This window comes from Mesorhizobium sp. WSM4807 (genome assembly GCF_055811615.1).
The window spans coordinates 42,400-64,616 of record NZ_JBVVQY010000011.1; the positions used below are offsets into that span (position 1 = coordinate 42,400).

Annotated in this window: 23 protein-coding genes and 4 pseudogenes; 22 read left to right on the forward strand and 5 right to left on the reverse strand. The window is 60.4% G+C overall.

All coding sequences use genetic code 11. The annotated features are described in order from the left end of the window. Positions 1–176: 176 nt before the first annotated feature. Positions 177–668, forward strand: a complete 492-nt coding sequence (locus AC0L3N_RS16370) for a hypothetical protein (protein WP_473548581.1) — start codon at positions 177–179, stop codon at positions 666–668. Positions 669–752: 84 nt separating this feature from the next. On the opposite strand, the gene AC0L3N_RS16375 is transcribed toward AC0L3N_RS16370, so the two are convergent. The 3 genes and pseudogenes from AC0L3N_RS16375 to AC0L3N_RS16385 all read right to left on the reverse strand — a co-directional run. Further along, positions 753–1,127: a hypothetical protein gene (locus tag AC0L3N_RS16375; RefSeq protein WP_473548583.1), complete on the reverse strand. Its 375-nt coding sequence runs from the start codon at positions 1,125–1,127 to the stop codon at positions 753–755. Positions 1,128–1,698: 571 nt separating this feature from the next. Then, complete coding sequence (locus AC0L3N_RS16380) at positions 1,699–2,322, reverse strand: ATP-dependent DNA ligase (protein WP_473548584.1); 624 nt, start codon at positions 2,320–2,322, stop codon at positions 1,699–1,701. Positions 2,323–2,350: 28 nt separating this feature from the next. Beyond that, positions 2,351–2,449: pseudogene (locus AC0L3N_RS16385) on the reverse strand (ATP-dependent DNA ligase); the annotation flags it as partial. 316 nt (positions 2,450–2,765) lie between these two features. Between AC0L3N_RS16385 and AC0L3N_RS16390 the strand changes: the two are divergent. The 3 genes from AC0L3N_RS16390 to AC0L3N_RS16400 all read left to right on the forward strand — a co-directional run bounded on the left by AC0L3N_RS16390 (position 2,766) and on the right by AC0L3N_RS16400 (position 5,769). Continuing rightward, positions 2,766–3,080, forward strand: a complete 315-nt coding sequence (locus AC0L3N_RS16390) for a GYD domain-containing protein (RefSeq protein WP_473548585.1) — start codon at positions 2,766–2,768, stop codon at positions 3,078–3,080. Positions 3,081–3,227: 147 nt separating this feature from the next. Continuing rightward, on the forward strand, positions 3,228–3,902 hold the full coding sequence (locus tag AC0L3N_RS16395) for a peroxiredoxin-like family protein (protein ID WP_473548586.1): 675 nt from the start codon (positions 3,228–3,230) through the stop codon (positions 3,900–3,902). Positions 3,903–4,986: 1,084 nt separating this feature from the next. Beyond that, positions 4,987–5,769 (forward strand): SDR family NAD(P)-dependent oxidoreductase, encoded by a 783-nt coding sequence (locus AC0L3N_RS16400; protein WP_473548587.1) that lies wholly within the window; start codon positions 4,987–4,989, stop codon positions 5,767–5,769. 132 nt (positions 5,770–5,901) lie between these two features. On the opposite strand, the gene AC0L3N_RS16405 is transcribed toward AC0L3N_RS16400, so the two are convergent. Further along, positions 5,902–6,732 carry an ATP-dependent DNA ligase gene (locus AC0L3N_RS16405; RefSeq protein WP_473548589.1) on the reverse strand — a complete coding sequence of 277 codons (831 nt, stop codon included), beginning with the start codon at positions 6,730–6,732 and terminating at the stop codon, positions 5,902–5,904. A gap of 137 nt (positions 6,733–6,869) precedes the next feature. Here AC0L3N_RS16405 and AC0L3N_RS16410 point away from each other — a divergent pair, with 137 nt between their 5' ends. Continuing rightward, positions 6,870–7,058: a DUF3606 domain-containing protein gene (locus AC0L3N_RS16410; RefSeq protein ID WP_473548590.1), complete on the forward strand. Its 189-nt coding sequence runs from the start codon at positions 6,870–6,872 to the stop codon at positions 7,056–7,058. Between the two features lie 341 nt (positions 7,059–7,399). On the opposite strand, the gene AC0L3N_RS16415 is transcribed toward AC0L3N_RS16410, so the two are convergent. Next, entirely contained in the window at positions 7,400–8,290 is an 891-nt protein-coding gene (locus AC0L3N_RS16415) for a LysR family transcriptional regulator (RefSeq protein WP_473548591.1), read from the reverse strand. A 121-nt stretch (positions 8,291–8,411) separates the two neighbouring features. Between AC0L3N_RS16415 and AC0L3N_RS16420 the strand changes: the two are divergent. From AC0L3N_RS16420 to kdpC, 17 genes and pseudogenes are all read left to right on the forward strand, one after another. Next, a pseudogene (locus AC0L3N_RS16420) lies at positions 8,412–9,134 on the forward strand (SDR family oxidoreductase); the annotation flags it as partial. Positions 9,135–9,146: 12 nt separating this feature from the next. After that, positions 9,147–9,613, forward strand: a pseudogene (locus AC0L3N_RS16425) (carboxymuconolactone decarboxylase family protein). Positions 9,614–9,704: 91 nt separating this feature from the next. After that, on the forward strand, positions 9,705–9,977 hold the full coding sequence (locus AC0L3N_RS16430; RefSeq protein ID WP_244603114.1) for an Atu4866 domain-containing protein: 273 nt from the start codon (positions 9,705–9,707) through the stop codon (positions 9,975–9,977). 402 nt (positions 9,978–10,379) lie between these two features. Beyond that, complete coding sequence (locus AC0L3N_RS16435) at positions 10,380–11,084, forward strand: outer membrane protein (protein ID WP_473548593.1); 705 nt, start codon at positions 10,380–10,382, stop codon at positions 11,082–11,084. An 87-nt stretch (positions 11,085–11,171) separates the two neighbouring features. Then, positions 11,172–11,360, forward strand: a pseudogene (locus AC0L3N_RS16440) (Atu4866 domain-containing protein); the annotation flags it as partial. An 81-nt stretch (positions 11,361–11,441) separates the two neighbouring features. Next, positions 11,442–12,203 carry an NYN domain-containing protein gene (locus tag AC0L3N_RS16445; protein ID WP_473548595.1) on the forward strand — a complete coding sequence of 254 codons (762 nt, stop codon included), beginning with the start codon at positions 11,442–11,444 and terminating at the stop codon, positions 12,201–12,203. Positions 12,204–12,326: 123 nt separating this feature from the next. Then, on the forward strand, positions 12,327–12,557 hold the full coding sequence (locus AC0L3N_RS16450; RefSeq protein WP_473548597.1) for a hypothetical protein: 231 nt from the start codon (positions 12,327–12,329) through the stop codon (positions 12,555–12,557). Between the two features lie 269 nt (positions 12,558–12,826). Further along, the gene (locus tag AC0L3N_RS16455) at positions 12,827–13,087 is read left to right on the forward strand and encodes a DUF982 domain-containing protein (RefSeq protein WP_165848838.1); all 261 of its coding nucleotides are present in this window, start codon (positions 12,827–12,829) and stop codon (positions 13,085–13,087) included. A 157-nt stretch (positions 13,088–13,244) separates the two neighbouring features. Next, positions 13,245–13,433 (forward strand): DUF3606 domain-containing protein, encoded by a 189-nt coding sequence (locus AC0L3N_RS16460; RefSeq protein ID WP_473548599.1) that lies wholly within the window; start codon positions 13,245–13,247, stop codon positions 13,431–13,433. Then, complete coding sequence (locus AC0L3N_RS16465; RefSeq protein WP_165848837.1) at positions 13,433–13,615, forward strand: hypothetical protein; 183 nt, start codon at positions 13,433–13,435, stop codon at positions 13,613–13,615. The genes AC0L3N_RS16460 and AC0L3N_RS16465 overlap by 1 nt, the downstream gene beginning before the upstream one ends. Before the next feature lie 172 nt (positions 13,616–13,787). Further along, the gene (locus AC0L3N_RS16470) at positions 13,788–14,837 is read left to right on the forward strand and encodes a glycosyltransferase family 2 protein (RefSeq protein WP_473548601.1); all 1,050 of its coding nucleotides are present in this window, start codon (positions 13,788–13,790) and stop codon (positions 14,835–14,837) included. Then, positions 14,818–15,519, forward strand: coding sequence for a class I SAM-dependent methyltransferase (locus AC0L3N_RS16475; RefSeq protein WP_473548603.1), 702 nt, complete (start codon positions 14,818–14,820; stop codon positions 15,517–15,519). The genes AC0L3N_RS16470 and AC0L3N_RS16475 overlap by 20 nt, the downstream gene beginning before the upstream one ends. Positions 15,520–15,596: 77 nt before the next feature. Next, positions 15,597–17,096 carry a hypothetical protein gene (locus AC0L3N_RS16480; RefSeq protein ID WP_473548604.1) on the forward strand — a complete coding sequence of 500 codons (1,500 nt, stop codon included), beginning with the start codon at positions 15,597–15,599 and terminating at the stop codon, positions 17,094–17,096. A 352-nt stretch (positions 17,097–17,448) separates the two neighbouring features. Next, positions 17,449–17,538 carry a K(+)-transporting ATPase subunit F gene (locus tag AC0L3N_RS16485; RefSeq protein ID WP_036266998.1) on the forward strand — a complete coding sequence of 30 codons (90 nt, stop codon included), beginning with the start codon at positions 17,449–17,451 and terminating at the stop codon, positions 17,536–17,538. 33 nt (positions 17,539–17,571) lie between these two features. Beyond that, positions 17,572–19,275, forward strand: a complete 1,704-nt coding sequence (gene kdpA, locus AC0L3N_RS16490) for a potassium-transporting ATPase subunit KdpA (RefSeq protein ID WP_473548606.1) — start codon at positions 17,572–17,574, stop codon at positions 19,273–19,275. Positions 19,276–19,510: 235 nt separating this feature from the next. Beyond that, a complete protein-coding gene (gene kdpB, locus AC0L3N_RS16495) occupies positions 19,511–21,604 on the forward strand; it encodes a potassium-transporting ATPase subunit KdpB (RefSeq protein ID WP_473548607.1) in 2,094 nt (697 codons plus the stop codon). A gap of 12 nt (positions 21,605–21,616) precedes the next feature. Further along, positions 21,617–22,186 (forward strand): potassium-transporting ATPase subunit KdpC, encoded by a 570-nt coding sequence (gene kdpC, locus AC0L3N_RS16500; protein WP_473548608.1) that lies wholly within the window; start codon positions 21,617–21,619, stop codon positions 22,184–22,186. Positions 22,187–22,217 lie beyond the last annotated feature (31 nt).

Consider the following 22,217-nt stretch of genomic DNA (forward strand, 5'->3'; position numbering starts at 1 on the left):
CCCCCGGTTTATGGACCCCGAGAGGACCCCATTTTTTTCCGATTTTTGAGCTTATTCGGCTAGGGACTTCCCGGCTAAGCCTTTGATTTATTTGGTCGGAGTGGCCGGATTCGAACCGACGACCCCTTGCCCCCAGCAAGGGCTTCGCCCACATCAACCTGCGCCGCCGAATGCTGATGCGGTTCAAGACCCACCACGAAGCCGGGCGGAAGTGCGTCCTGCTCTACGTCGGCGACCACGATCCCGCTGGCCTGCTGATCTCCGATGTCATCAAGTCGAACCTGATGGACTGCGCCAACGTCAAGGGCGTCGACTTCGATCCGTCGCCGATCCGCGTCGAGCGCATCGGTCTGACACGCGAGCAGATCGGCGACCTCGGCCTGCCTTGGATCGAGAACTTGGAGACCGGCAGCGGCAAAGACCTCGGCGATCCGGGTCACCCCGATCACCGCAAGCCCTACGTCCAGAACTACATCGCCAGTCAAGGTCGGCGAAAGGTTGAGGCCAATGCGCTGGTTCGCGATCTGCGTGGTTCGCGTGCGTTGGTCGAGGCGGCGATCAACCGCTACATCCCGGCAAGCTGGCCCGCTGAGCACGAAGCGCGGCTGGCTCCGCATCGACAGGCTGCCCGCGATGCGTTCGCGGCGCTGATCGCGGTCAGGTCATGACTCAGGCAATCTCGATCTCGTCGGCAGGACCTTCGCCACCGTTGCCGAATCCGGCGTTAACATTGCCGCTATTGCCCGCCGTTGTCAGCGCGCGACGCTGCCGCTGCCTCCGACGCTGCCGCTGACGCTGCCGCTGCCGTCAATGCTGCCGCTGCCGCCGATGCTGCCGGTGCCGCTGCCGTCAATGCTGCCGCTGCCGCTGATGCTGCCGGTGCCGCCGACGCTGCCGGTGCCGTGGTCGCCGACGCTGCCGCTGCCGGCGATGGTGTCCCTACTAGCTGTGCCTGTCGGATGGCCCTCGCCATTGGTGAGCGGCGGGCACAAGCGACATTGCTTCCCCGCCGAGATCTGGCGCTCAATCGCCTGCGCAAATGCTGGAACGGTCGCCGTTGAGCCGAAAAATGCACTTGAAATCAGCACCATACCGGTGCCGGCGAGGAGATGATGGATGGTTTTCATTGTGTTGCTCCCTAAGACTTTCACCTTGGGTTAACAATTGAAACTCAGAGCTTGTTAAATCGGTTCCCTGCCATGTCGTTCTTAGGCGGGCCGTGGCCGGAAACTGGCCGTTTGGCAAGCGCCTGGGGTTGAATTTTGAAACGCAGGCGAGCCGCTGGACGCGATCTCGCCCTTGGCTGGTCTTATGGACCGGGATGCGGCTCCCGCGCGTCCTGACGCGCCGTAGGACTCGCCAATCGCCCATCCTGCGCCAGTCTGGTCAGCCGCGCATCGTCTTCGATCCACTCGGCATGCGTCGGGTAGCACAACACCGCCCATGTTGCCATTTAGGCGCTATAGCGGAATATTCAGACCTACCGATCTGGAGTTGCTCCAGCGAGTGTTTGACCAGTTGTGCGCCGAGCGCCGCCTAGCTCGAAAAGACAAGGACCAACGGGAACATCTCGCCTGCGAAGTCCTCGAGGCTTTCGAGAACGGGTTCAGCGACGAAGCGGAGTTGTGGCGGGCGCTTTCGAAGCGCCTCATGGCTCGGGGGTGAATAGAAAAGCCCGCCGCCTATTCGGAGCGCTGGCTAACTCTCATCCCAAAAATCCTGCAGCGAGGCGTGCCTTAGGTCTTCCTCGCCCCTGAGGTGTTTCACACGGGCTTTGATCCCCGGCTTGACCCATTGCGTTGCCGGCCGCTTTGGCATGTCCTTGGGCGATGGCCCGGCGTGTTCCTGGACGCGCTTCCACAGCCGCTCCCGCATCTCGCGATTTACAGTGACAAACGCGCTGCCGACATATTTACGCGTGCCCGGTTCTGCCATGAGTGCGAATGCCGGCTTACCCCGCTCGCGTTCGATACCAAGAAGCTCGAACTCGCTTTCGGTGAAGGATTTGGTTTTCAGCCAATTGGTGGTTGGGCCGCTGCGATATTTGCTGTCCCGACGCTTCGATACCATCCCCTCCAGGCCGGCCGTGTCGATCAGATGATAGATCGCGTTAGCTTCGCCTGGTATTGTCTCACTGAACTGGATGCGGCTGTCGGACCCTATTAGGCCAGCCAAGATTTCCCGCCGATCCTCAAGTGCCATGTCGCGCAAGTCGTGGCCATTGAGATGCAGCAGATCGAACGCGACGAAATAGAGGTCGTGCTGGCGCCTGGTGATTGCCTTGCGCAACGCGGAGATCGCGGTACTTGGCAGTCCAATCAAGGCCTCTCCGGGTGAAAATGCGAACGCCAGCGTCCTCGATGATAATTTGCGAGCGGTAGCCGTCGAATTTGGCTTCATGCATCCAGTCATCGCCTTGGGGCGGCTTGGCGACCAAGGTAGGCATCATCGGAGGAATGAACTCAAGCCGGCCGGCACGCACTGGTTTACGCACGGAATCGAGTCTTGGCCCGTCCCATCTGGTGGCTAGGGGAACGGATCTTGATCATTTACTAAATTAGCAATTCTTCATGAAACGGCTTATTATTCGTCCCAGCCGGCGGACACGCCCACACCCCGCCGGTTAGGCCCGGCGGTTGGTTGGTTCACCAGAAGGACTGTCGGGCCACTCACAGACCACTGTAAATTGGTAGGCGAAAAGATAAATAACTCCGTGTTGGTCAAATATTGATACGACACGAGTATAAAGCTTTGGAGGAACACCCATGAAAGTGACTATATTGGCAAACTATGCGCCCAATGCCTATAAAGGATTGATACAGGGCTCAGACCGAGAAGCTGCAATCAAGGAGCTTTTTGAAAGCGTTGGCGGCAAGGTTTTCGGTGTGATGTTTACTCGCGGCGCCTATGATATCGTGGTCAATGCTGAGGTGCCGGACCAGGCCGCTGGAATGGGCCTAGCCCTGGCGGTGCGGGCAAGCGGCTCGGTGACCGACCTCGTTGTCCTCGAAGAGCTCGACATGAAGGCGGTGCTCGCAGCGGCCAACAAAGCTGCCAGAGTTTACAAGCCCGCCGGTTGATTGGACTGACTGTGCATTGATGGCAGCACGGTTTCGATTGAACCAGACCGTGCTGCCGAGTCTCAAAGTACCGCAACTGAACACGGGCTGGAGCCGGAAGTACCGCCGCGCTTCCGTTACTGGATTGACCCGCGAGGAGGATCAAGCATGTCTGACCGCACCGACGTAGGCCCTCTGCAACGGGGCGAAACGGCGCCCAATTTCGTGCTCGACGCGATTACCCGCGAGGGCACAATCGCTATCGACGATTTCCGTGGCGAGAAACCAGTGCTGGTTGGGCTGTATCGAGGTCTCCATTGTCCTTTTTGCAGGCGTCATATCGCGACGATTTCGCAGCTCACCTCAGCCCTCAACGAGAAGGGCATCGAAAACCTGACAGTGGTCAACACGCCCATCGAGCGGGCGCGCCTCTATCTGCGGTACCATCCGATGCTCGGCCTGCTCGCGGCATCCGATCCGGAGCGGACTTCACACCGCGCCTTTGGATTGCCGAATATGCAGATCACCGAAGACGAGAGCGCATGGCCGCAAAAGGTTTCGATGAGCGATGTGAAGTCGATGCGGGTCGACTTGCCGGGCGAGATGCCGGAGCCGATGGACCCGTTTGCGGCGCTCGAATATCTGAACAAGAAGGACAGCTACGATATCACGGAAGCGGATCAACAGATGATGGCCACCGGCATGGGGCAGCTCGTCGGCCAGTTCCTGCTCGACCGCGACGGTGTCGTTCGCTGGACCTCCACCGAGGTTCTCGATGGCGGCCTGTTCGGCGCTCCGAATATGCAGGAGCTAATGTCGGCAGCGTCGCACATTGGTCAGTAGCGGCGCAGGTGCGGACATCGGCTGAACGGATAGCAGGTGTTATGCAAACCGTTAGTTCGAGCCGGGGTCGACGCGCTTCGGCGCGAAGCGTTTCACCCACTCGTCGATGCTGATTGGTGGTGGTGGGTGTCCGGATTGGCTTCCTGATCGTGCTGTTGATCTCTGCCTTGTCAACGACAAGGCCCAGCAGTCGGGCCTTGGCCATGATTGACGCGGGCGCAGCGATGCCTTGGCATATCTGGATGGGCGGACACCGGAACGCGCGTCTAGCGCCGGACCGGGGGGTTCCCGCTAGAGGCGCTCTAGGACGCGACTACATCGTCTGCTGACAAAATGTATCCGTCTCCGCATTGCTGGCCGGTTCCCCAAAAACCGAAAAAAACGCAGCGTGGTGGGCCTCACAATCCGCACCCACCTCGCCTTCGGACAAACCGCCCCGGGGCGTCAACCGGCACGGACAAGGATGCCTGCTTCGCTCACCCATCAGCAGCGGTGTGGCTTCTAGCCGCAAGCAATTGCTTGAAGCAGTTCCCGACACCACATGGTGTTCCATAGCCAGCCAAGCGAGATAACTCGCCCGACGCAGTCGCTGCCCTCCACAGTGGAAATCAGACTATTGGATCATGGCGATGACGTACGGCCAATCTTTAGGAACCAGAAAGACATCATGCCTGAAATTACCAGACTAACTACGAGCGACGTCCCCCTCATTAAGCTAGGGCCCTATCAATGCCGCTTCCCGGTTCGCGAAGATCGGTCAGTACCCGGCGGTCACCGCTTTTGTGCTGGGCCAACTTCGCCTGACCGCGTGTACTGCGATCACCACCACAGCATCGTGACCGCCGTCGAGCCCCGTCGAGCCCGTTCCGGTTTCCACCTCGCTCAACGACGCGCCGCGTAATTAGATACCGGGCGGCTGCACCTCGAACCGGTCTCAAGGGCTCGATGTGATGCTCTCCCACGTACGTTCGGGCACCACATCGTCGGGTACCGGTGGACGGCGAGAAACTGACCTATAGCCGGGGGTGCCAATGGCTTTCCAGAGATATCAGGGTACAGTGCTCGAAACTGGCGGGGTGGTGTGATGTCGACCATACTTGTGACTGGGGCAACGGGTGGGATCGGGCAAGCAATTTGCGAACGGCTTGCGGCCGGTGGCGCACGTCTGATTGTAGCGGCCCGCAATCAGGTGCGGCTTGAGTCGCTGGCTTCGACCCTGCCTGCACCAGCCGACGGTTCGCATGAAGCTATACCGGTTGATATGGCATCCGATGCCGCGTTGGGCGAGTTTGATCGACACCTCGCCACGTCGGGTCTCAAGCTTGATGGGGTCGTTCTTATGCCACCCCAACCGCATTCATCCGCTGACCCTATGCCCGAGCCAGAGGTCTGGCGAACGCTGTTTCAGACAAGCTTCGTTGGGCCGTTGTCCCTGTTGAAGTCGGCTATCGCTCGGATGGAACCGGCCCCTGAAGCAGGCCGTCGCTGCAAGGTCGTAATCATTTCCGGCATTTCTTCGGCTCAGGTTCTTAGCCACTACGCTACCGCAAACGTCATCCGCACCGCTTGGCTTGGAGAAGCGAAGACGCTTGCCTTTGCTCTGGGCGAAAGAGGTATTCATGTGAACACTCTTTCACTCGGTGGCACGCTGTCGCCCTGGTATCGGGATGCAATTGGCAGGCGAGCGCAGGACGCAGGCGTGACGTTTGAAGAAAGGTTTGCGGTCGAGACCGACAATATCCCGCTCAAAAAGTATGGGACGCCGTCTGAAGTAGCCGTCGTCGTCGAGGGCTTGTTGTCGCCCCTCACTGATCACATGACAGGTTTGAACATTCTACACGATGGCGGATTCACCCGGGCGTATTGAGGACGCCCTGAGCGCGATTGCGGGCTGACCTTCCATCTGGTCCGTGGTTTGCCTGAAGGCGGTTTGTCGTGCAACGTCCTCTTTCAGCCTAAGCTGCTCCACGCGCGGGGTACCAATGTCAGACTTTCACCACTAGTCGTCGTCACCGAAACCCAGCAGCGACGCGTTGCGTATGTGGCTGTGGTCGCCGCGAAGATGCTTGATGCGCAGCTTCACCCCGGGCCTGACCCATTGTGTCCCTGGCCGTTTCTTCATGACCTCTGGCGGCGGCCCGGCGTGTTCCCGAACCCGCTTCAACAGCCGCTCCTTCATGTCGCGGCCCAGGCTGACAAAGGCGGAACCGACGTATTTCCCGGTGCCGGGCTGCGCCAAAAGGGCGAAGGCTGCGTTGCCAGGCTCGCGCTCGACGCCCAGCAGTTCGAATTCATCGACCGTGAAGCTCTTGGTCTTCAGCCAGTTCGAGGTCGGGCCGCTGCGATATTTGCTGTCGGGGCGCTTCGAGACAATTCCCTCAAGCTCAACCTGCTCGACGAGATAGAAGACAGACTTCGCGTCACCAGGCATGGCCTCGCTGAACTGGATCCGGCTGTTCGGCTTGATGATGCCGTGGAGAATTTCGCGGCGCGCCTTGCAGCCGGTGTCGCGCAGATCATGGCCGTTCAGATGCATGATGTCGAATGCGACGAGATACATGCCATAGGGATTGTTGTGGACGGCGTTCTGGAGCGCGTTGAAGTCGGGCATTCCGGCCTTGTTGGTGACGACCGCTTCGCCGTCGATGATGGCGTTCTCGACCTCGAGCTCCCCCGCGGCTTCCACAATGCCCAGATACTTACGCGTCCAGTCCTTGCCGGTTTTGGTGAAGACGCGAATATCTTCGGGGCTGTTGATGACGATCTGGGAGCGGTAGCCATCCAGCTTGATCTCATGAATCCAATTGTCACCCTCGGGCGGCTTGGCCACCAGTTGGGGCTCCATCGGAAGTATGAACTCTAGCCGGCGGGTGCCGGCACCTGCCCGCCTGCGCATGGAACCTAGTCTAGGTCACCGGCGTATATTAGCCAGAGTTAACATAACGAGATTCAACAAGGACGTGCGATATGGCAGACGACAAAACCAAACGCGACTTTCGTGACCGTAGCAAGATATCGGCGGACGATGATTATGAGGTGAACTTTTTCGCTCTGCAGCACAACATCAGGCCGGAGCAGGTGCGCGAACTGATCCGCAAGCACGGCAACGATCGGGCAACCCTGACCGAGGCCGCGAAGGCATTGCCGGCACAATGATGACCAAACTCTGAGAGGCGCGAGCCTTTTGGTGGCTCAGCACATCCCGATGCCGTCTAGCGTGGAACCGCAGATATCCCCGAGACTGAGCGCGCCGTTTCGGCGGAGAAGACCACGAAGGCAAAGATAAGCACGCTGCCAGCGACGATCATTGATCCCGTGGCGACGATCGGCTCAAGGGCCGGATTTCCATGCATCCCAAGCCGTTGCTGGCGGCCCGGCAGCCTATGGGGGTGACCGGCCAGCCACCGGGCCTGACCGGCTTGCGCCGGCTGACGAAAACATGCACTCACGCTAATGTAATTGCAACATCGACATGGTCGCCATACTGGCGAAAGACGCTAGCCATGACGCCGTAGGTGATCGACAAGGGCGCGCAGCTTCGGCGCGACGTTGCGACGGCTCGGATAATAGAGGTAGAAGCCGGGAAAGCGCGGGCAATAGTCCTCGAGAACTGGCACCAGTTCGCCCCGATCGATCCACGGGCGAAAGCTCTCCTCCATGCCGAAGGTGATGCCGGCGCCGGCGATGGCCAGCTTTATCATCAACGCCATGTCGTTGGTCGTGATCTCCGGAGCAACGGCGACGCTGAACTCCTTGCCGTTCTCGGCGAATTCCCAACGATAGGGCGCAACCTTCGGCGCGCGGCGCCAGCCAATGCAGCGACGGCCGGCGAGCTCCCTCGGATGCGAAGGCGCCCCGAACCGATCGCGATAGACCGGCGCGCAAACGGCCAGCTGCCGCTCGTCACCGGCGACAGGCATCGCGATCATGTCCTGCTCGATCACCTCGCCGAGCCTGACGCCGGCATCGTATCCCTCGGCGACGATATCGAATTCCTCGTCCGTCACCGTGATGTCGATCTGAACTTCCGGATTGGCTTCGGCAAAGGTCGCCAGGAACGGCCCTGAAAGAAAGCGCTCGGCGATCGACGAGACGGCGAGCCGCAACTGCCCGCGCGGACGCCCGCGCAGGTCCCCGGTGGTCTCCATCGCGGCGCGCATGTCGGCAATGGCGGGCGCTATCTCGGCGTAGAGGCGTTCGCCAGCCTCGGTCAGGCTGACGCTTCGCGTCGTGCGCTGGACAAGAGCGATACCGAGCCTCTCTTCCAGGCGCTTCATCGTCTGGCTCACCGCCGAGCGGGTGACGCCCATGCGGTCCGCAGCCGCGCGAAAGCTCCGCTCCTCGGCGACGAGGGCGAACACCGCAAGCGCATTGAGATCCGGCTGCATTGGTTAGCTGTTCTTTCCATACTGTGAACAAATGGTCGTCTTATCGCAACAGTGGAACAGATCCATCTTCGTGGCAACCGCTGCATGGCGGTTCGCAAGATCAACCAGACGGAGACGAAACATGTCCCTCAACAAAGTTGTGCTCATTACCGGGGCTTCGAGCGGCATTGGCGCCGCCATCGGCCGGGAGCTCGGTGCTGCCGGAGCAAAGGTCATGCTCGGTGCGCGCCGCACCGATCGGCTGGACACGCTCGCAGAAGAGATCAGGGCAAACGGCGGGGAGGCAATGACACGCCGCCTGGACGTGACCGACCGCGCCGATGTCGCCGCCTTTGCCGAGACGGCGCGCCAGGCCTGAGGACGCGTCGACGTAATCGTCAATAATGCCGGCATCATGCCGTTGTCGCTGGTGGCGTCGATGAAGGTCGAGGAATGGGACTGGATGGTCGACGTCAACATCAAAGGCGTGCTCTACGGCATCGCCGCGGTGCTGCCGGAGATGACGGCCCGAGGCTCCGGCCATGTCGTCAACATCGCCTCCGTCGGCGCGCTTTCGGTGTCGCCGACAGCCGCGGTCTATTGCGCAACGAAATATGCGGTGCGGGCGATCTCCGATGGCCTGCGGCAAGAGCACGACAACATCCGCGTCACGTGCATCCATCCCGGCGTGGTCGAGAGCGAGCTCGCCGACACGATCACCGATCCGGTCGCGGTGGAAGCGATGAAGACCTATCGCGCCATTGCGCTGCAGCCCGACGCGATCGGCCGTGCCGTACGCTTCGCCATCGAACAGCCGGACGATGTCGACGTGAACGAGATCGTCATCCGACCGACAGCAGCAAGTAGGGAGGCAACAATGGATTTTCGTTTTCACAGCTCGTATAGCGCGATTGCCGTCGCGTTGCTGCTCGGCGCGGTCGCTCAAACCGCCAAATCGCAGACGATGGAAGAGCGACTGCAACGCGGCGATGCCGTCGTCAGGAGCCTGAACAATGGCGCTCCGCAGCCTGCGCTGGAACGCATGAGACAGGAGTTTCCGTTCCTGGCCGGAGCAACCCAGGGCTATGCGCTCGGCGACGTCCGGGGCTCGACAACCGCACACGCCAACTCGCCGCCGTCGCGGTATTTGCAGCCATGGGCGAGACTGCCTTCATGAGGATTCATGCCGGTTATGCGCTCAATATCGGCGTGTCCGAGGAAGAGCTGAAGGAAGTCATCTACATGGTGACGGTTCCGGCCGGATTCCCCCGCGCGATCGCAGCATCGCAAGCGCTCTCCGACCTGTTCACCGAGTGTCGCGCCGCTCCCGGCAAACAACCCTGAGGAGCCGTCCATGAAACAGATTTCGATACTTGCCGCTGCCGTGCTTGTTGCCGGCGCGGCCGTCTTACCCCTGCAGAAAGGTCTCGCCCAGATGAATGTCGAGCAAAATACGGTTACCCAACCCTCGGGAAGCCATCCCTATGTCGGGATGTGGGTCACGGCCGATGGCCATATCCGCCACAACTTGCTTCCAAACGGCCGCTATGACGAAGCGCGCGGAAACCGTGAGAGCGCATACCAGGGGCGCTATGAGATCCGAGGAAATCACATCGACTATTGGGACGACACCGGCTTTACCGCTGACGGAACGTTCATTGACGGCGTGCTGCATCACGCCGGTATGATCTTGTATCGGGAGAAGTAGGTGACGCTCGTTCCCCTGCCGACGCTTCGTTCCCGGCCTCGCGACCGACAACGCACGGCTCGGGGCCGATGCGGGTTGCTAATCCTTCATCGCAGTGGACTTCCACCACCTACTCCTTGCCGGTCTCCCGGCGCACCTGTCACCGTACTGCTCGCGCCTGGAGTGCAGATTACGCCTGCCTCCTTCCCGCCGCATTTCGCACACGCGCTGCTGCAACTCACGTACAGCGACTCCTCGGCGGTCAGGAAGTCGGCAAGAGTCACGCGCGCAAAAAGGAACCAGGATCACCGCCACAACCGAACGGTGCATTTGCCTCCATGTGTTGCGCCGCAGTTACAGTTCAACCACAAGCTTTGTGGTAGTCCCGTTCTGGTCACTTCCTTTCAACACAGGCATCGGTCAATGAAGAAAATCGTGTTTGCCACTACGTTCCTTGTCAGCGGTGCGGCCTTGGCCCTGCTTGCGATTCCGGCCTTCGCGGCCGACGCAGTTGTTTACGAGCCCGCGCCGGCTACGGCTGTTGCCTACGACTGGAGCGGTTTTTATATCGGTGTTCAGGGCGGCTATCTCTGGGGGCAGGCAGATCACAGCTACTCCAACGGTGCGCCAAGTGACGATTCCGATCCCGATGGCTTCATTGGTGGCGTCCATGCCGGGTACAATTGGCAATCCGGTTCTTTTGTCTACGGCGTCGAGGGCGATTTCGAAGGTGGTAGCGTGGATGGCAGCTTCGAAAACCCAACCGGAGCGACATCTGTTGGAACCAGCGAATTGAACTGGCAGGGCTCGATCCGCGCAAGGCTCGGCTACGCATACGACAAGGCGCTTCTCTACGTTACCGGCGGCTGGGCAATTGGCGATTTCGACTTCGGTGGCGGCCCCTTCCCGCTTCCTGTCAGCGGGGACTATTCGGATACGCTCAACGGCTGGACAATCGGTGCCGGCGGCGAGTGGGCCTTCAACGAACATTGGACCGCACGACTGGCGTATCGGTATACAGACTTCGGAGAAGCCTCAGGCAACTTGGCTCCGGGATTCCCGGATGTCGATATGCCGGTTGACCTAACCACCCACGCGGTGAGGGTCGGCGTCAGCTACAAGTTCTGATCCTTTGGGGACGCAAGGAAAACCCCGGCCTAGCGGCCGGGGTTTTCGTTTGGGCTCGAATAGCTATCACCGCCTCAACATCCGCACCGCCACAACTTGCTCCCAAACGGTCGCTATGACGAAACGCGCGGAAACCGTGCGAGCACATATCAGGGGCGCTATGACATCCGAGGAAATCACATCGGCTATTGGGACGACACCGGCTTTACCGCTGACGGAACGTTCATTGACGGCGTGCTGCATCACGCAGGTATGATCTTGTATCGCAAGAAGTAGTGACGTTCGTCGAATCTCGACAAAAACGTTACCGCTGCACCATATGTCATTTGGTGCGAAGCCAAAAAACAGGGGGCCATCTTGGCGACTGAACCGCGTTCTCCACGGCTTGCAGTGCTGATCGACGCAGACAATGCCTCGGCCAAGATTGCCGACGGGTTGTTCGAGGAAATCGCAAAGATCGGCGAGGCGAGCGTTCGTCGCATCTATGGCGATTTTTCCAGCACCCGTTCGAAGGCATGGGCCGATGTGCTGTCGAAGCACGCGATCATCCCGCAGCAGCAATTCGCCTACACCACCGGCAAGAACGCATCCGACATCACGCTCGTCATCGACGCGATGGACCTTCTCCACAGCGGACGGTTCGAAGGCTTCTGCCTGGTGTCGTCCGACAGCGATTTCACCCGCCTTGCCGCTCGCATCAGGGAACATGGGATCGACGTTTATGGGTTTGGCGAGCAGAAGACGCCGGAGAGTTTCCGGCAGGCATGCCGCCGGTTCGTATACACCGAGAACCTGCTTGCGACCGCACCAGCCAACGCTCACGATGCGGCGCCGACGAAATCTTTGCAGCCGCCCAGCGCCGCGACGCCGATCATCACCAAGGTCATTTCACAGATGGGAAACGAGGACGGCTGGGTGCCGCTCGGCATCGTAGGCAATCAGCTCGCCAATCTGGCATCGGACTTCGATCCCAGAACCTTCGGCTTTCGCAAGCTGAGCGATCTCGTGCGGAAGACCAATGCCTTTGAGATCGATCATCCCGAGGGTGGCGCGATGCGTATAAGGGTCAAGCCAGCTGCGAGGAGCCGAGAGAAATCGAAGTCGGCAGCGTCGCGCTGAGCCCCGCAAAAAGGCAACTGTCCCCGGTCCTATTGGCCTCTGGTCGGACCACTATTTCGCTGGCGGAAACCGCCATTCGGCGTATCATTCTTGTGGGAGGGGGGTTCATGGCGGAGGAGGCCAATGAACATCGTTTCGAGAGTGCCTGTCGTTGACTTGACGGCCCAGGAACTTGTTTCATCTGCGCTTTCAAAATTCCGCGCCGGCGACACCATATCGACCAGAGCCGCAATAGACGCCATCCGCCGGGCAGCCCCGGGTTTTGAGGACAGCGACGACCATCTGGTCGAGCTTGTCGTGATGACCGCAATTGGTAGGACCATGGGGGTCGTGTTCGACCATCGGTCCCGCTAATGCATGGCGCCCTGCGCCCAATTAGCTTGCGCACTGTCGGAACTAAAGCGCGTCGCGTTTGATCGGCCTCATGCGACGCGCTTTAGGTTGCTGTTTTATGCATGTCGTTATCGCAAAACCGCTGCACACTTTTGCGCGACATGCATTAGGGCGGCGACGTAAGCCACTCAGTAACCATGAATTGTGATCGGGATGGGTCACGCCATTCGTCATCGGAACGAATAGTCCCGTTGCGCCGTTGCTGTCCTTGGAGTCAAGGAGTGGCGGTAATGCGTGATGAGCAATTCGACGTTCCGGTGACGATCGAGAGCGAACGGATCGGCCGCCTCCTCTCTGTGACGAGGACGGTCCAGGCGGCCTCGCTTCTGGTCGACAAATGGCCAGACGAAAAGCGCGGGCCGAAATATCGCGCGGCCTTGAAAGCCATGATGGACGCGATGGAGCAGCGGCGGGCGGTTGGCAGTGCGCGGCGGGCATTCACGGCCGCCGCCAAGGAAGCCCATGTGTTTGTTCGCGAAGGCCGGCATTGAAGCGCGTCACGTCTGAAGAGATCGATGCGCCGCGCTTTTAGTTCTTGTTTTTGCATGTCGTTGTCCCAAAACCGCTGCGCACTTTTGGGCGACATGCATTAAGGAACCTCACGAAATCTCCGTCGTTATGCTCTAGGTCGAAACGAGGAGAACTGCCATGCCCGACGACAAGACCAAGACCGACGACCGCGATCGCTCACAAGTTGCCGGCAAGGAAGACTATGAGGTGAGGCATTTCGCCGAGGAAGCCGGCATTACTCCCGAACAGGCACGCACCTTGATCAAGCGCCACGGCACCGATCGCAAGGTGCTGCACGAAATCGCCGAGAGCATAAAGGCGTCGTGATGTCTGACAAGCGGACCACAATGGCGGATCGGAAGAAACGCGAACCGGACGACAAGGAGGCCCTGCGCCTGGCCGAGACCACCGACGTTTCGCCCAACCAGGCGAAGGATCTGATGCGCAAGCACGGCAAGGACCGCGCCAAGGTCGAGAAGGAAGCGAAGAACTTCAAGGCCGAAGGCTGAGCCGCCGATTTGGCGGAGCGTCTGCCCTCGCCGTATCCCCGCAGCACCGTCGCACGCGCCCGGCCATCCGTACGCTTCGCTTATCTGGCGTCGCGGGCCGGCAATCCTGAGCGGCTTATCAATTTTCTAACAAATTCGGCCTATTCCCGTTCTAACCATGGGAGCTGGGCTTTTGGCGCAAAGAGAGAAAATCGCTGCGCGACGCGCCGTCGCGCTGTCGGTTGTCGTGCCGTGCTACAATGAAATCGGCGGGGTCGCCGAACTTTACCGGCGCGTCACAGCCGTTTGCCGTGAACAAGCGGGGCATTCCTACGAGATCGTGCTGGTCATCGACGGAGCCACCGACGGCACCCGCGAGGCCATTTTCGAACTCGCCAAACAGGACAGCCACGTCGTCGGCATAGACCTCGCCCGAAATTACGGCCACCAGATTGCTCTCAGCGCCGGCCTGGAGTTTTGCCGCGGCCAGCGCATTCTCATTCTCGATGCCGACCTCCAGGACCCGCCGGAATTGCTCAAAGCCATGATGGCAAAGATGGATGAGGGGTTCGACGTCGTCTATGGCCAGCGGCTGAAGCGCCAGGGCGAAGGCTGGTTCAAGCGCGCAACCGCCGCATTGTTCTACCGTCTGCTGCGCAAGATGGTCGACGTCGACATGGCGCTCGATTCCGGGGATTTTCGCCTGATGAACCGCCGCGCGCTCGATCATCTCAATGCAATGCCCGAGCGTTACCGCTTCATTCGCGGCATGGTGAGCTGGATCGGCCTCAAGCAGGTGGCTTTTGCCTATGAGCGGCACCAGCGCTTCGCAGGCACCACGCATTACCCGTTGAAGAAGATGGTGCTTCTAGCAATGGATGCGATGACCAGCTTCTCCATCGTGCCCCTGCGGTTCGCCTCGCATCTCGGCTTGATCTTCGGCTTTCTCGGACTTGCTGCGCTCGGTTACACGCTCTTCTCATGGTTTGCCGGCAGCGTGTTGCCCGGCTGGACCAGCCTGGCGGCAATCGTCCTGATCCTCGGCAGCGTCCAGCTTCTGGTCCTTGGGATTTTCGGGGAATATCTCGGGCGCATGTATATGGAGACCAAGCGGCGGCCACTCTACCTCATAAACGAGATCGCTGCCCATGATCCTGCCGCCGGGGAGCTGCCCGTCCATCGCCTTCAGGAAATGGCCCATGAACTGACGAAGGGAGCCGCGCGTGCTTCAGGCCGAGTTTGATCAGTTCGCGCTGGAGTATCAGCAGCAGCATGCCGCAAGTATCCGGCTGAGCGGCGAAACCCCGGATTTCTTCGCGCAGTACAAGATCGACGATGTCGCGGCAAGGCTCGCCCGCTCAGGCGTGAAGCCGAGGCGGATACTCGACTTCGGCGCGGGTGTCGGCAATTCGCTTGGACCTATGCGCGCCGCATTTCCCGACAGCGAAATCACCTTGCTCGACCCCTCGTCGCAGTCGCTAGACATCGCCCGCAAGCGCTTTCCCGGCCAGGCCGATTTCAGGCACTTCGACGGCGAAACGATCCCTTACGACGACGCGAGTTTCGATCTCGCCTTCACCGCCTGCGTGTTCCATCACATCCCCGAAAACCTCCATATCGCCCTGATCAAGGAGATCGAGAGAGTGCTGACCGGCGGTGGCAGCTTCTTTTTGTTCGAGCACAATCCCTGGAATCCGCTGACGACGCACGCGGTGCGAAACTGCGCTTTCGACGCGAACGCAATCCTGATCAACAGCCGTGATGTGCGCAAGCGAATGGCTGCGGCCGGCTTCTCCAAATCCGACGTCGTCTACCGGATCTTTTTCCCACGCGTGCTCGCAAGATTGCGACCCTTGGAGCGCTTCCTGACCAGGATGCCTATGGGAGCCCAATATTTCGTGCATGCGATCAAGCCTGCCGTTTGAGCGGACGCCCTGCCCTCGGATGAGCGACAAGCTGAAACCGCCAATCGATCTGCCGCAGAGCGGACTGGAGCTATGAAATGAACGGGATTCAGGCGACCGTAGCGACCGTTGCGACCGCGTCGTCGCTCAACGACGCGCAACGGGCCAGAGTGATGTTCTGCCTGCTCGTCGCGCCTCTCGTGGCCTTCGCGCTTTCCGCCCACACCCAGGTCATCCTGCAGGACCCCGACTGTTGGTGGCAGGTCAAGGTCGGGCTCGATCTGCTGGCAAATCGTACGTTCCCGGTTGTTGACAGCTATTCTCACACTTTCGCCGGACACCCGTGGATCGCCAAGGAATGGCTTGGACAGGTTCTCCTTGCGCTCGCCTACACGGCAGGTGGCTGGAACGGCGTGGCGGTGCTGATCATCTCAACCATCGCCCTCACGGGCGCGCTGCTGTCATGGTATCTCAGCACCTGGTTGAGACCGATGGCGGCAGTGGGACTGGCCTTGTTCGCGGCGGCCATGATCTCCCCGATCTACACCGCACGTCCGCACATCTTCACCTTGCCCATCATCGTGATCTGGACCGCAATGCTTTTTCGCGCAGCGCGCAATGAGCAGGGACCGCCTCTTTGGCTGCTTGCCCTGCTTGTCCTGTGGGCCAATCTCCACGCGACCTTTACCATCGGCTTCGTCATCGCGGCTTTCGCCGGCCTCGATGTTCTTGTGCGAACCCGCCTGTCCAACCCCGTACTCCTTGGCAAATGGGTTGCCTTCGGGCTGCTCTGCCCGGTGGTCAGCTTGATCAATCCCTATGGCATCAAGGCCATCCTTGCCACTTTCACCGTAGCCTATGGCAATGAAGCGGTTCCCTTGATTATCGAGTGGAAACCGTTCGACGCCTCGGATCAACGGTTCCAGGAGGTGGGTATCCTACTGTTCGTTTTCGCGCTGCTTGTGTCGAGACTTCGCATCGGCTGGGCGAAGGCGCTGTTCATCGTCTTTGCCTTGCATATCTATCTCACCCATCTGCGCTTCATGTACCTGTTCTTTCTGCTGGTCCCGATCGTGGTTGCGGCCGAGATTGCGGAGCAATATCCCGCGCTCTCCCTGGCGAAATGGATGTCCGACAGGCGCGACGGGCTGGAACGGTTTTTCGCGGAGCGATTTTACCAGATTTGCGGCGTGTCAGGCGTTTTGCTGGTGGCTACAACCGCAATGCACACGAGCGCCTATCCGGTCGCGCCGAGTCAGAAGACTTCGGCCAAGGATGCGCTTGCATTCGTCGAAAGCCATCATCTGTCAGGCAATGTCCTGAATTCCTACAACTTCGGCGGCAGCTTGATTTTCCATGGAATCAAGACATTCATCGACGGCCGGACAGATCAGCTCTTTCTCAACGGCTTTATGAAGACAGATGCCGAGACAGGACGCAGCGGTGGAAAGCCTGTCCTCGAAGCGCAGCTCGGGAAGCATGCGATAGACTGGGCCTTGCTGACGCCGGACGACAGCCGCATTCCATTCTTCGATGAATTGGGCTGGAAGCGGGCGTATGCGGACGACTACGCCGTGATCTATACGCGCGATCGCTGATTTTCGGCAGCTTCGCGCCGGCGCGCGACTTGTCTTTAAACGCCGTGCGCTGAGATCGTGACGGCAAAATCCCTATAGGATTTTTATTTCTTTCCTCTTTGCCCCGGCTCGAACCTTTATGGGGTTTTGATCCATATCCCGTCGGGAAGGACTTATCTCGGTCGCCATTGCCGTCGCGACCGAGTGTCTTCACATGACTTCAACCCTGCCGGCTGCAGGCAAGGCAGTGCAAAACGAAAATAAGGAGCAAGTCCGATGGACATCATCGTTCTCGGAATAGGGTTTTTATTTTTCGCCCTGTTCTTCGCCTTCATCAAAGCCTGCGACAGTCTTTAGGCGGAAGGATCACAACATGCTTGTCGATTACATCCTTGGTGGCGCTGTGACCTTGTTCCTTCTCGCCTACCTGACATACGCCCTCGTTCGCCCAGAACGCTTCTAACGGCAACTGGCGAAGGCACGGAAAGCTATTTCAATGACTTTCAACGGATGGATACAGATCCTCGTCTATTGCGGTATCGTCGTTTTGCTCGTGAAGCCGCTCGGCGGCTACATGTTTCGCGTTTTCAGCGGCGACCGCACATTCCTCTCGCCGATTTTGGGCCCTGTCGAGCGGAGCCTTTATCGCATCTCGGGAACCAGCGAGCGTGAGGAGCAGCACTGGACCACTTATGCGGCGGCCCTGCTGTTCTTCAACCTGGCCGGTTTCCTGGTGCTTTACTTCCTGCAGCGGCTGCAAGGCAGCCTGCCTTACAATCCGGCCGGTATGAGCGCCGTCGAACCCGGTCTCGCCTTCAACACCGCCGCCAGCTTCATGACCAACACCAACTGGCAGAACTATGGCGGCGAAAGCACGATGTCCTATCTCGTGCAGATGGCCGGCTTCACCGTGCAGAACTTCCTGTCCGCGGCGACCGGCATCGCCATCGCAATCGCGCTGATCCGCGGCTTCACCAAGGCCTCCGGCAAATCGATCGGCAATTTCTGGGTCGATATGACCCGGTGCACCCTTTACCTGCTGTTGCCGCTCTGCATCGTGCTGACGCTGGTCTATGTCTATCTCGGCATACCGCAGACGCTCAGCGCCTATATCGATGTCACAACATTGGAGGGCGCGCGGCAGACGATCGCGGTCGGGCCAGCAGCCTCGCAGATCGCCATCAAGATGCTCGGCACCAATGGCGGCGGCTTCTTCAACGCAAATGCCGCGCATCCTTTCGAAAATCCCGATGCGATCTCGAACCTGATCCAGATGGTCTCGATCTTCGCCATCGGTGCAGCGCTGACCAACGTCTTCGGCCGCATGAACGGCAACCAGCGCCAGGGTTGGGCGATCTTGACCTCGATGGCCGTCCTGTTCATCGCCGGCGTCGCCGTCTGCTACTGGGCGGAAGCATCAGGCAATCCGCTGGTTCATGCGCTGGGCATCGACGGCGGCAACATGGAAGGCAAGGAAACGCGCTTCGGCATCGCTTTGTCGGCGCTGTTTGCGGTCATCACCACAGCCGCGTCCTGCGGCGCCGTCAACGCCATGCATGACAGCTTCACCGCGCTTGGCGGCATGATCCCGATCATCAACATGCAGCTCGGCGAGGTTATTGTCGGCGGTGTCGGCGCCGGTCTCTACGGCATTCTGATGTACATCGTGATCGCCGTCTTCGTCGCCGGACTGATGGTCGGACGCACGCCCGAATATCTCGGCAAGAAGATCGAAGCCAAGGAGATCAAGATGGCAATGCTGGCCATTCTCTGCCTGCCGCTGGCGATGCTGATCTTCACCGCCATCGCGGTGGTGCTGCCGACAGGCATCGCTTCCATAGCCAATGCCGGCCCGCACGGCTTCTCCGAGGTCCTCTATGCCTACACGTCGGCTGCCGCCAACAACGGCTCGGCCTTTGGCGGCCTGACCGGCAACACACCCTGGTACAATATCACGCTCGGCATCGGCATGCTGATGGGCCGCTTCCTGGTCATCATCCCGGCTCTGGCGATCGCCGGTTCGCTGGTCGCCAAGAAGACGGTACCCGCCTCCGCTGGCACCTTCCCGACCGACGGGCCGCTGTTCGTCGGGCTTCTGGTCGGCATCATTCTGATCGTCGGCGGCCTCACCTTCTTCCCGGCGCTGGCGGTCGGACCGATTGTCGAGCACCTGGCTGGCATCCACGGGCAGACATTCTGAAACCGCCCCACCTTGGATCGATGTCATGTCCTGGTTCGAAACCATACGCCGCAAGATTCGACATCGAGCCGATCAAAAGGGGGGCTACCCCGCCTCCTTTCCCGACCATGTCCACGTTCTTCGGCATTGCGGCAATCATGATCGTGATCTGGCTGCTGGCCTCCGGGCTTCCGCATCTTCTTTCGGCATCCGATCGATCGGTGCCGTCCAACAACATCGATACTGGAGCCACTAAATGAGCCAGTCCAAATCCGCTGTTATCATGGATGCCCGCATCCTGCTGCCCGCCATCGACGGGGCTTTCAGGAAACTGAACCCGCGCACCTTGATGCGCAATCCGGTGATGTTCGTCGTCGCTGTCGTCTCGGCGCTCACGTCAGTCCTGTTCGCCAAGGATCTTGTCACGGGTGGCGGCGATCTCGGCTTCTCGCTGCAGATCATCATCTGGCTGTGGTTCACCGTGCTTTTCGCCAACTTCGCCGAAGCGGTCGCCGAAGGCCGAGGCAAGGCGCAGGCCGATTCGCTGCGCAAGGCGCGCACCGAGGCCGAGGCCAAGCTGTTGAGCGGCGACGACCGCACCAAGTTCAAGCTGGTACCCGGCACCAGCCTGAAGGTCGGCGACGTGGTGCTCGTCGAGGCTGGCGACATCATTCCATCGGACGGCGAGGTGATCGAAGGCGTCGCTTCGGTCAACGAGGCGGCGATCACCGGCGAATCTGCTCCGGTGATCCGTGAATCCGGCGGCGACCGTTCGGCCGTGACCGGCGGCACGCAGGTATTGTCCGACTGGATCCGCGTGCGCATCACCGCGGCCTCCGGCCACACGTTCCTCGACCGCATGATCTCGCTGGTCGAAGGCGCCGAGCGCCAGAAGACGCCCAACGAGATCGCGCTCAACATCCTGCTCGTCGGCATGACGCTGATCTTCGTGCTGGCGACGGCGACGATCCCGAGTTTCGCCTCCTATTCGGGCGGCTACATCTCGGTGACCGTCCTCGTTGCCCTGTTCGTCACCTTGATCCCGACGACGATCGGGGCGCTGCTTTCGGCCATCGGCATCGCCGGCATGGATCGCCTGGTACGGTTCAACGTGCTGGCGATGTCGGGCCGCGCCGTCGAGGCGGCTGGCGACGTCGACACGCTGCTGCTCGACAAGACCGGCACGATCACGCTCGGCAATCGCCAGGCGACGGCATTCCGCCCGGTCAAGGGCGTCACCGAGCAGGAGCTGGCCGACGCTGCACAGTTGGCCTCGCTTGCCGATGAAACGCCGGAAGGCCGTTCGATCGTCGTGCTGGCGAAGGAGAAATACGCCATCCGTGCCCGCGACATGGCAACATTGCATGCCGCTTTCGTGCCCTTCACCGCGCAAACCCGCATGAGCGGCGTCGACATCGATGGCTCGTCGGTTCGCAAGGGCGCGGTCGATTCGGTGCTCGCCCACGTCAATCAGTCGACCGTCGCCACGCATGGTACGCGCCCCAGCAGCGACATCGTCCGCGATCTGCAGGCGATCGCCGACGACGTCGCGAAATCCGGCGGCACGCCGCTGGCGGTCGAGCGCGACGGACGCCTGCTCGGCGTCGTCCATCTCAAGGACATCGTCAAGGGCGGCATCAGGGAACGCTTCGCCGAACTGCGCAAGATGGGGATCCGCACGGTGATGATCACCGGCGACAACCCGATGACGGCGGCGGCGATCGCGGCGGAGGCCGGCGTCGACGATTTTCTTGCCCAGGCGACGCCCGAGGACAAGCTGAAGCTCATCCGCGACGAACAGGCCAAGGGCAAGCTCGTCGCCATGTGCGGCGACGGTACCAATGATGCGCCCGCCCTTGCGCAGGCCGATGTCGGCGTTGCGATGAACACCGGCACGGTCGCCGCACGCGAAGCCGGCAATATGGTCGACCTCGACAGCGATCCGACCAAGCTGATCGAGATCGTGGAAATCGGCAAGGCGCTGCTGATGACGCGCGGCTCGCTGACGACCTTCTCCATCGCCAACGACGTGGCCAAGTATTTTGCCATCATCCCGGCCATATTCGCCGTCTTCTACATCGCGCCGGGGCAGACATCAGGTCCGCTGCAGGCGCTAAACATCATGCATCTGGTAACGCCGCAGAGCGCCATTCTCTCGGCCATCATCTTCAATGCACTGATCATCATCGCGCTGATCCCGCTATCGCTGAGAGGCGTCAGATATCGCGCGATCGGCGCGGGCGCGCTGCTCAGCCGCAACCTTCTTGTCTACGGCCTCGGCGGCATCATTGTCCCCTTCGTCGGCATCAAGGCGATCGACATGGCCATCACCGCGATTGGCCTCGCATAAGGAATTAAGTCCATGCTCAAGCAAATCAGACCCGCGATCACCATGATCGTTTTCTTCACCATCCTTACCGGCCTGATCTATCCGATCGGCATGACCGGCATCGCCCAAGCCTTATTCCCGCGCCAGGCCAACGGCAGCCTGATCGAGAAGGACGGCAAGACCGTCGGCTCCGAACTGATCGGCCAGGCTTTTGCCAGCGAGCGCTATTTCCATGGCCGCCCGTCGGCTGCCGGCGACGGCTACAATGCCGCCGCTTCGAGCGGCTCGAATCTCGGGTCGACCAACCCCAAGCTGATCGACCGCATCAAGGGCGATGCCGACAGGCTGAAGGCGGAAAATCCGGACCAGCCGGTGCCGATGGATCTGGTCACGACTTCAGGCAGCGGCCTCGATCCGCATATCAGCCCCGAAGCCGCCTATTTCCAGGTCGCCAGGGTGGCCAAGGCCAGGGGCGTTGACGAAGCCAGGGTTAAAGCCCTTGTCGACAGCCATGTCGAGGAGCGCGAGCTCGGCTTCATGGGAGAGCCGGTGGTCAATGTGCTGGCGCTCAACCTGGCGCTGGACGAGGCCACCAAGCAATGAATGGTGATCCGGGGATCGACACCATCCCCGA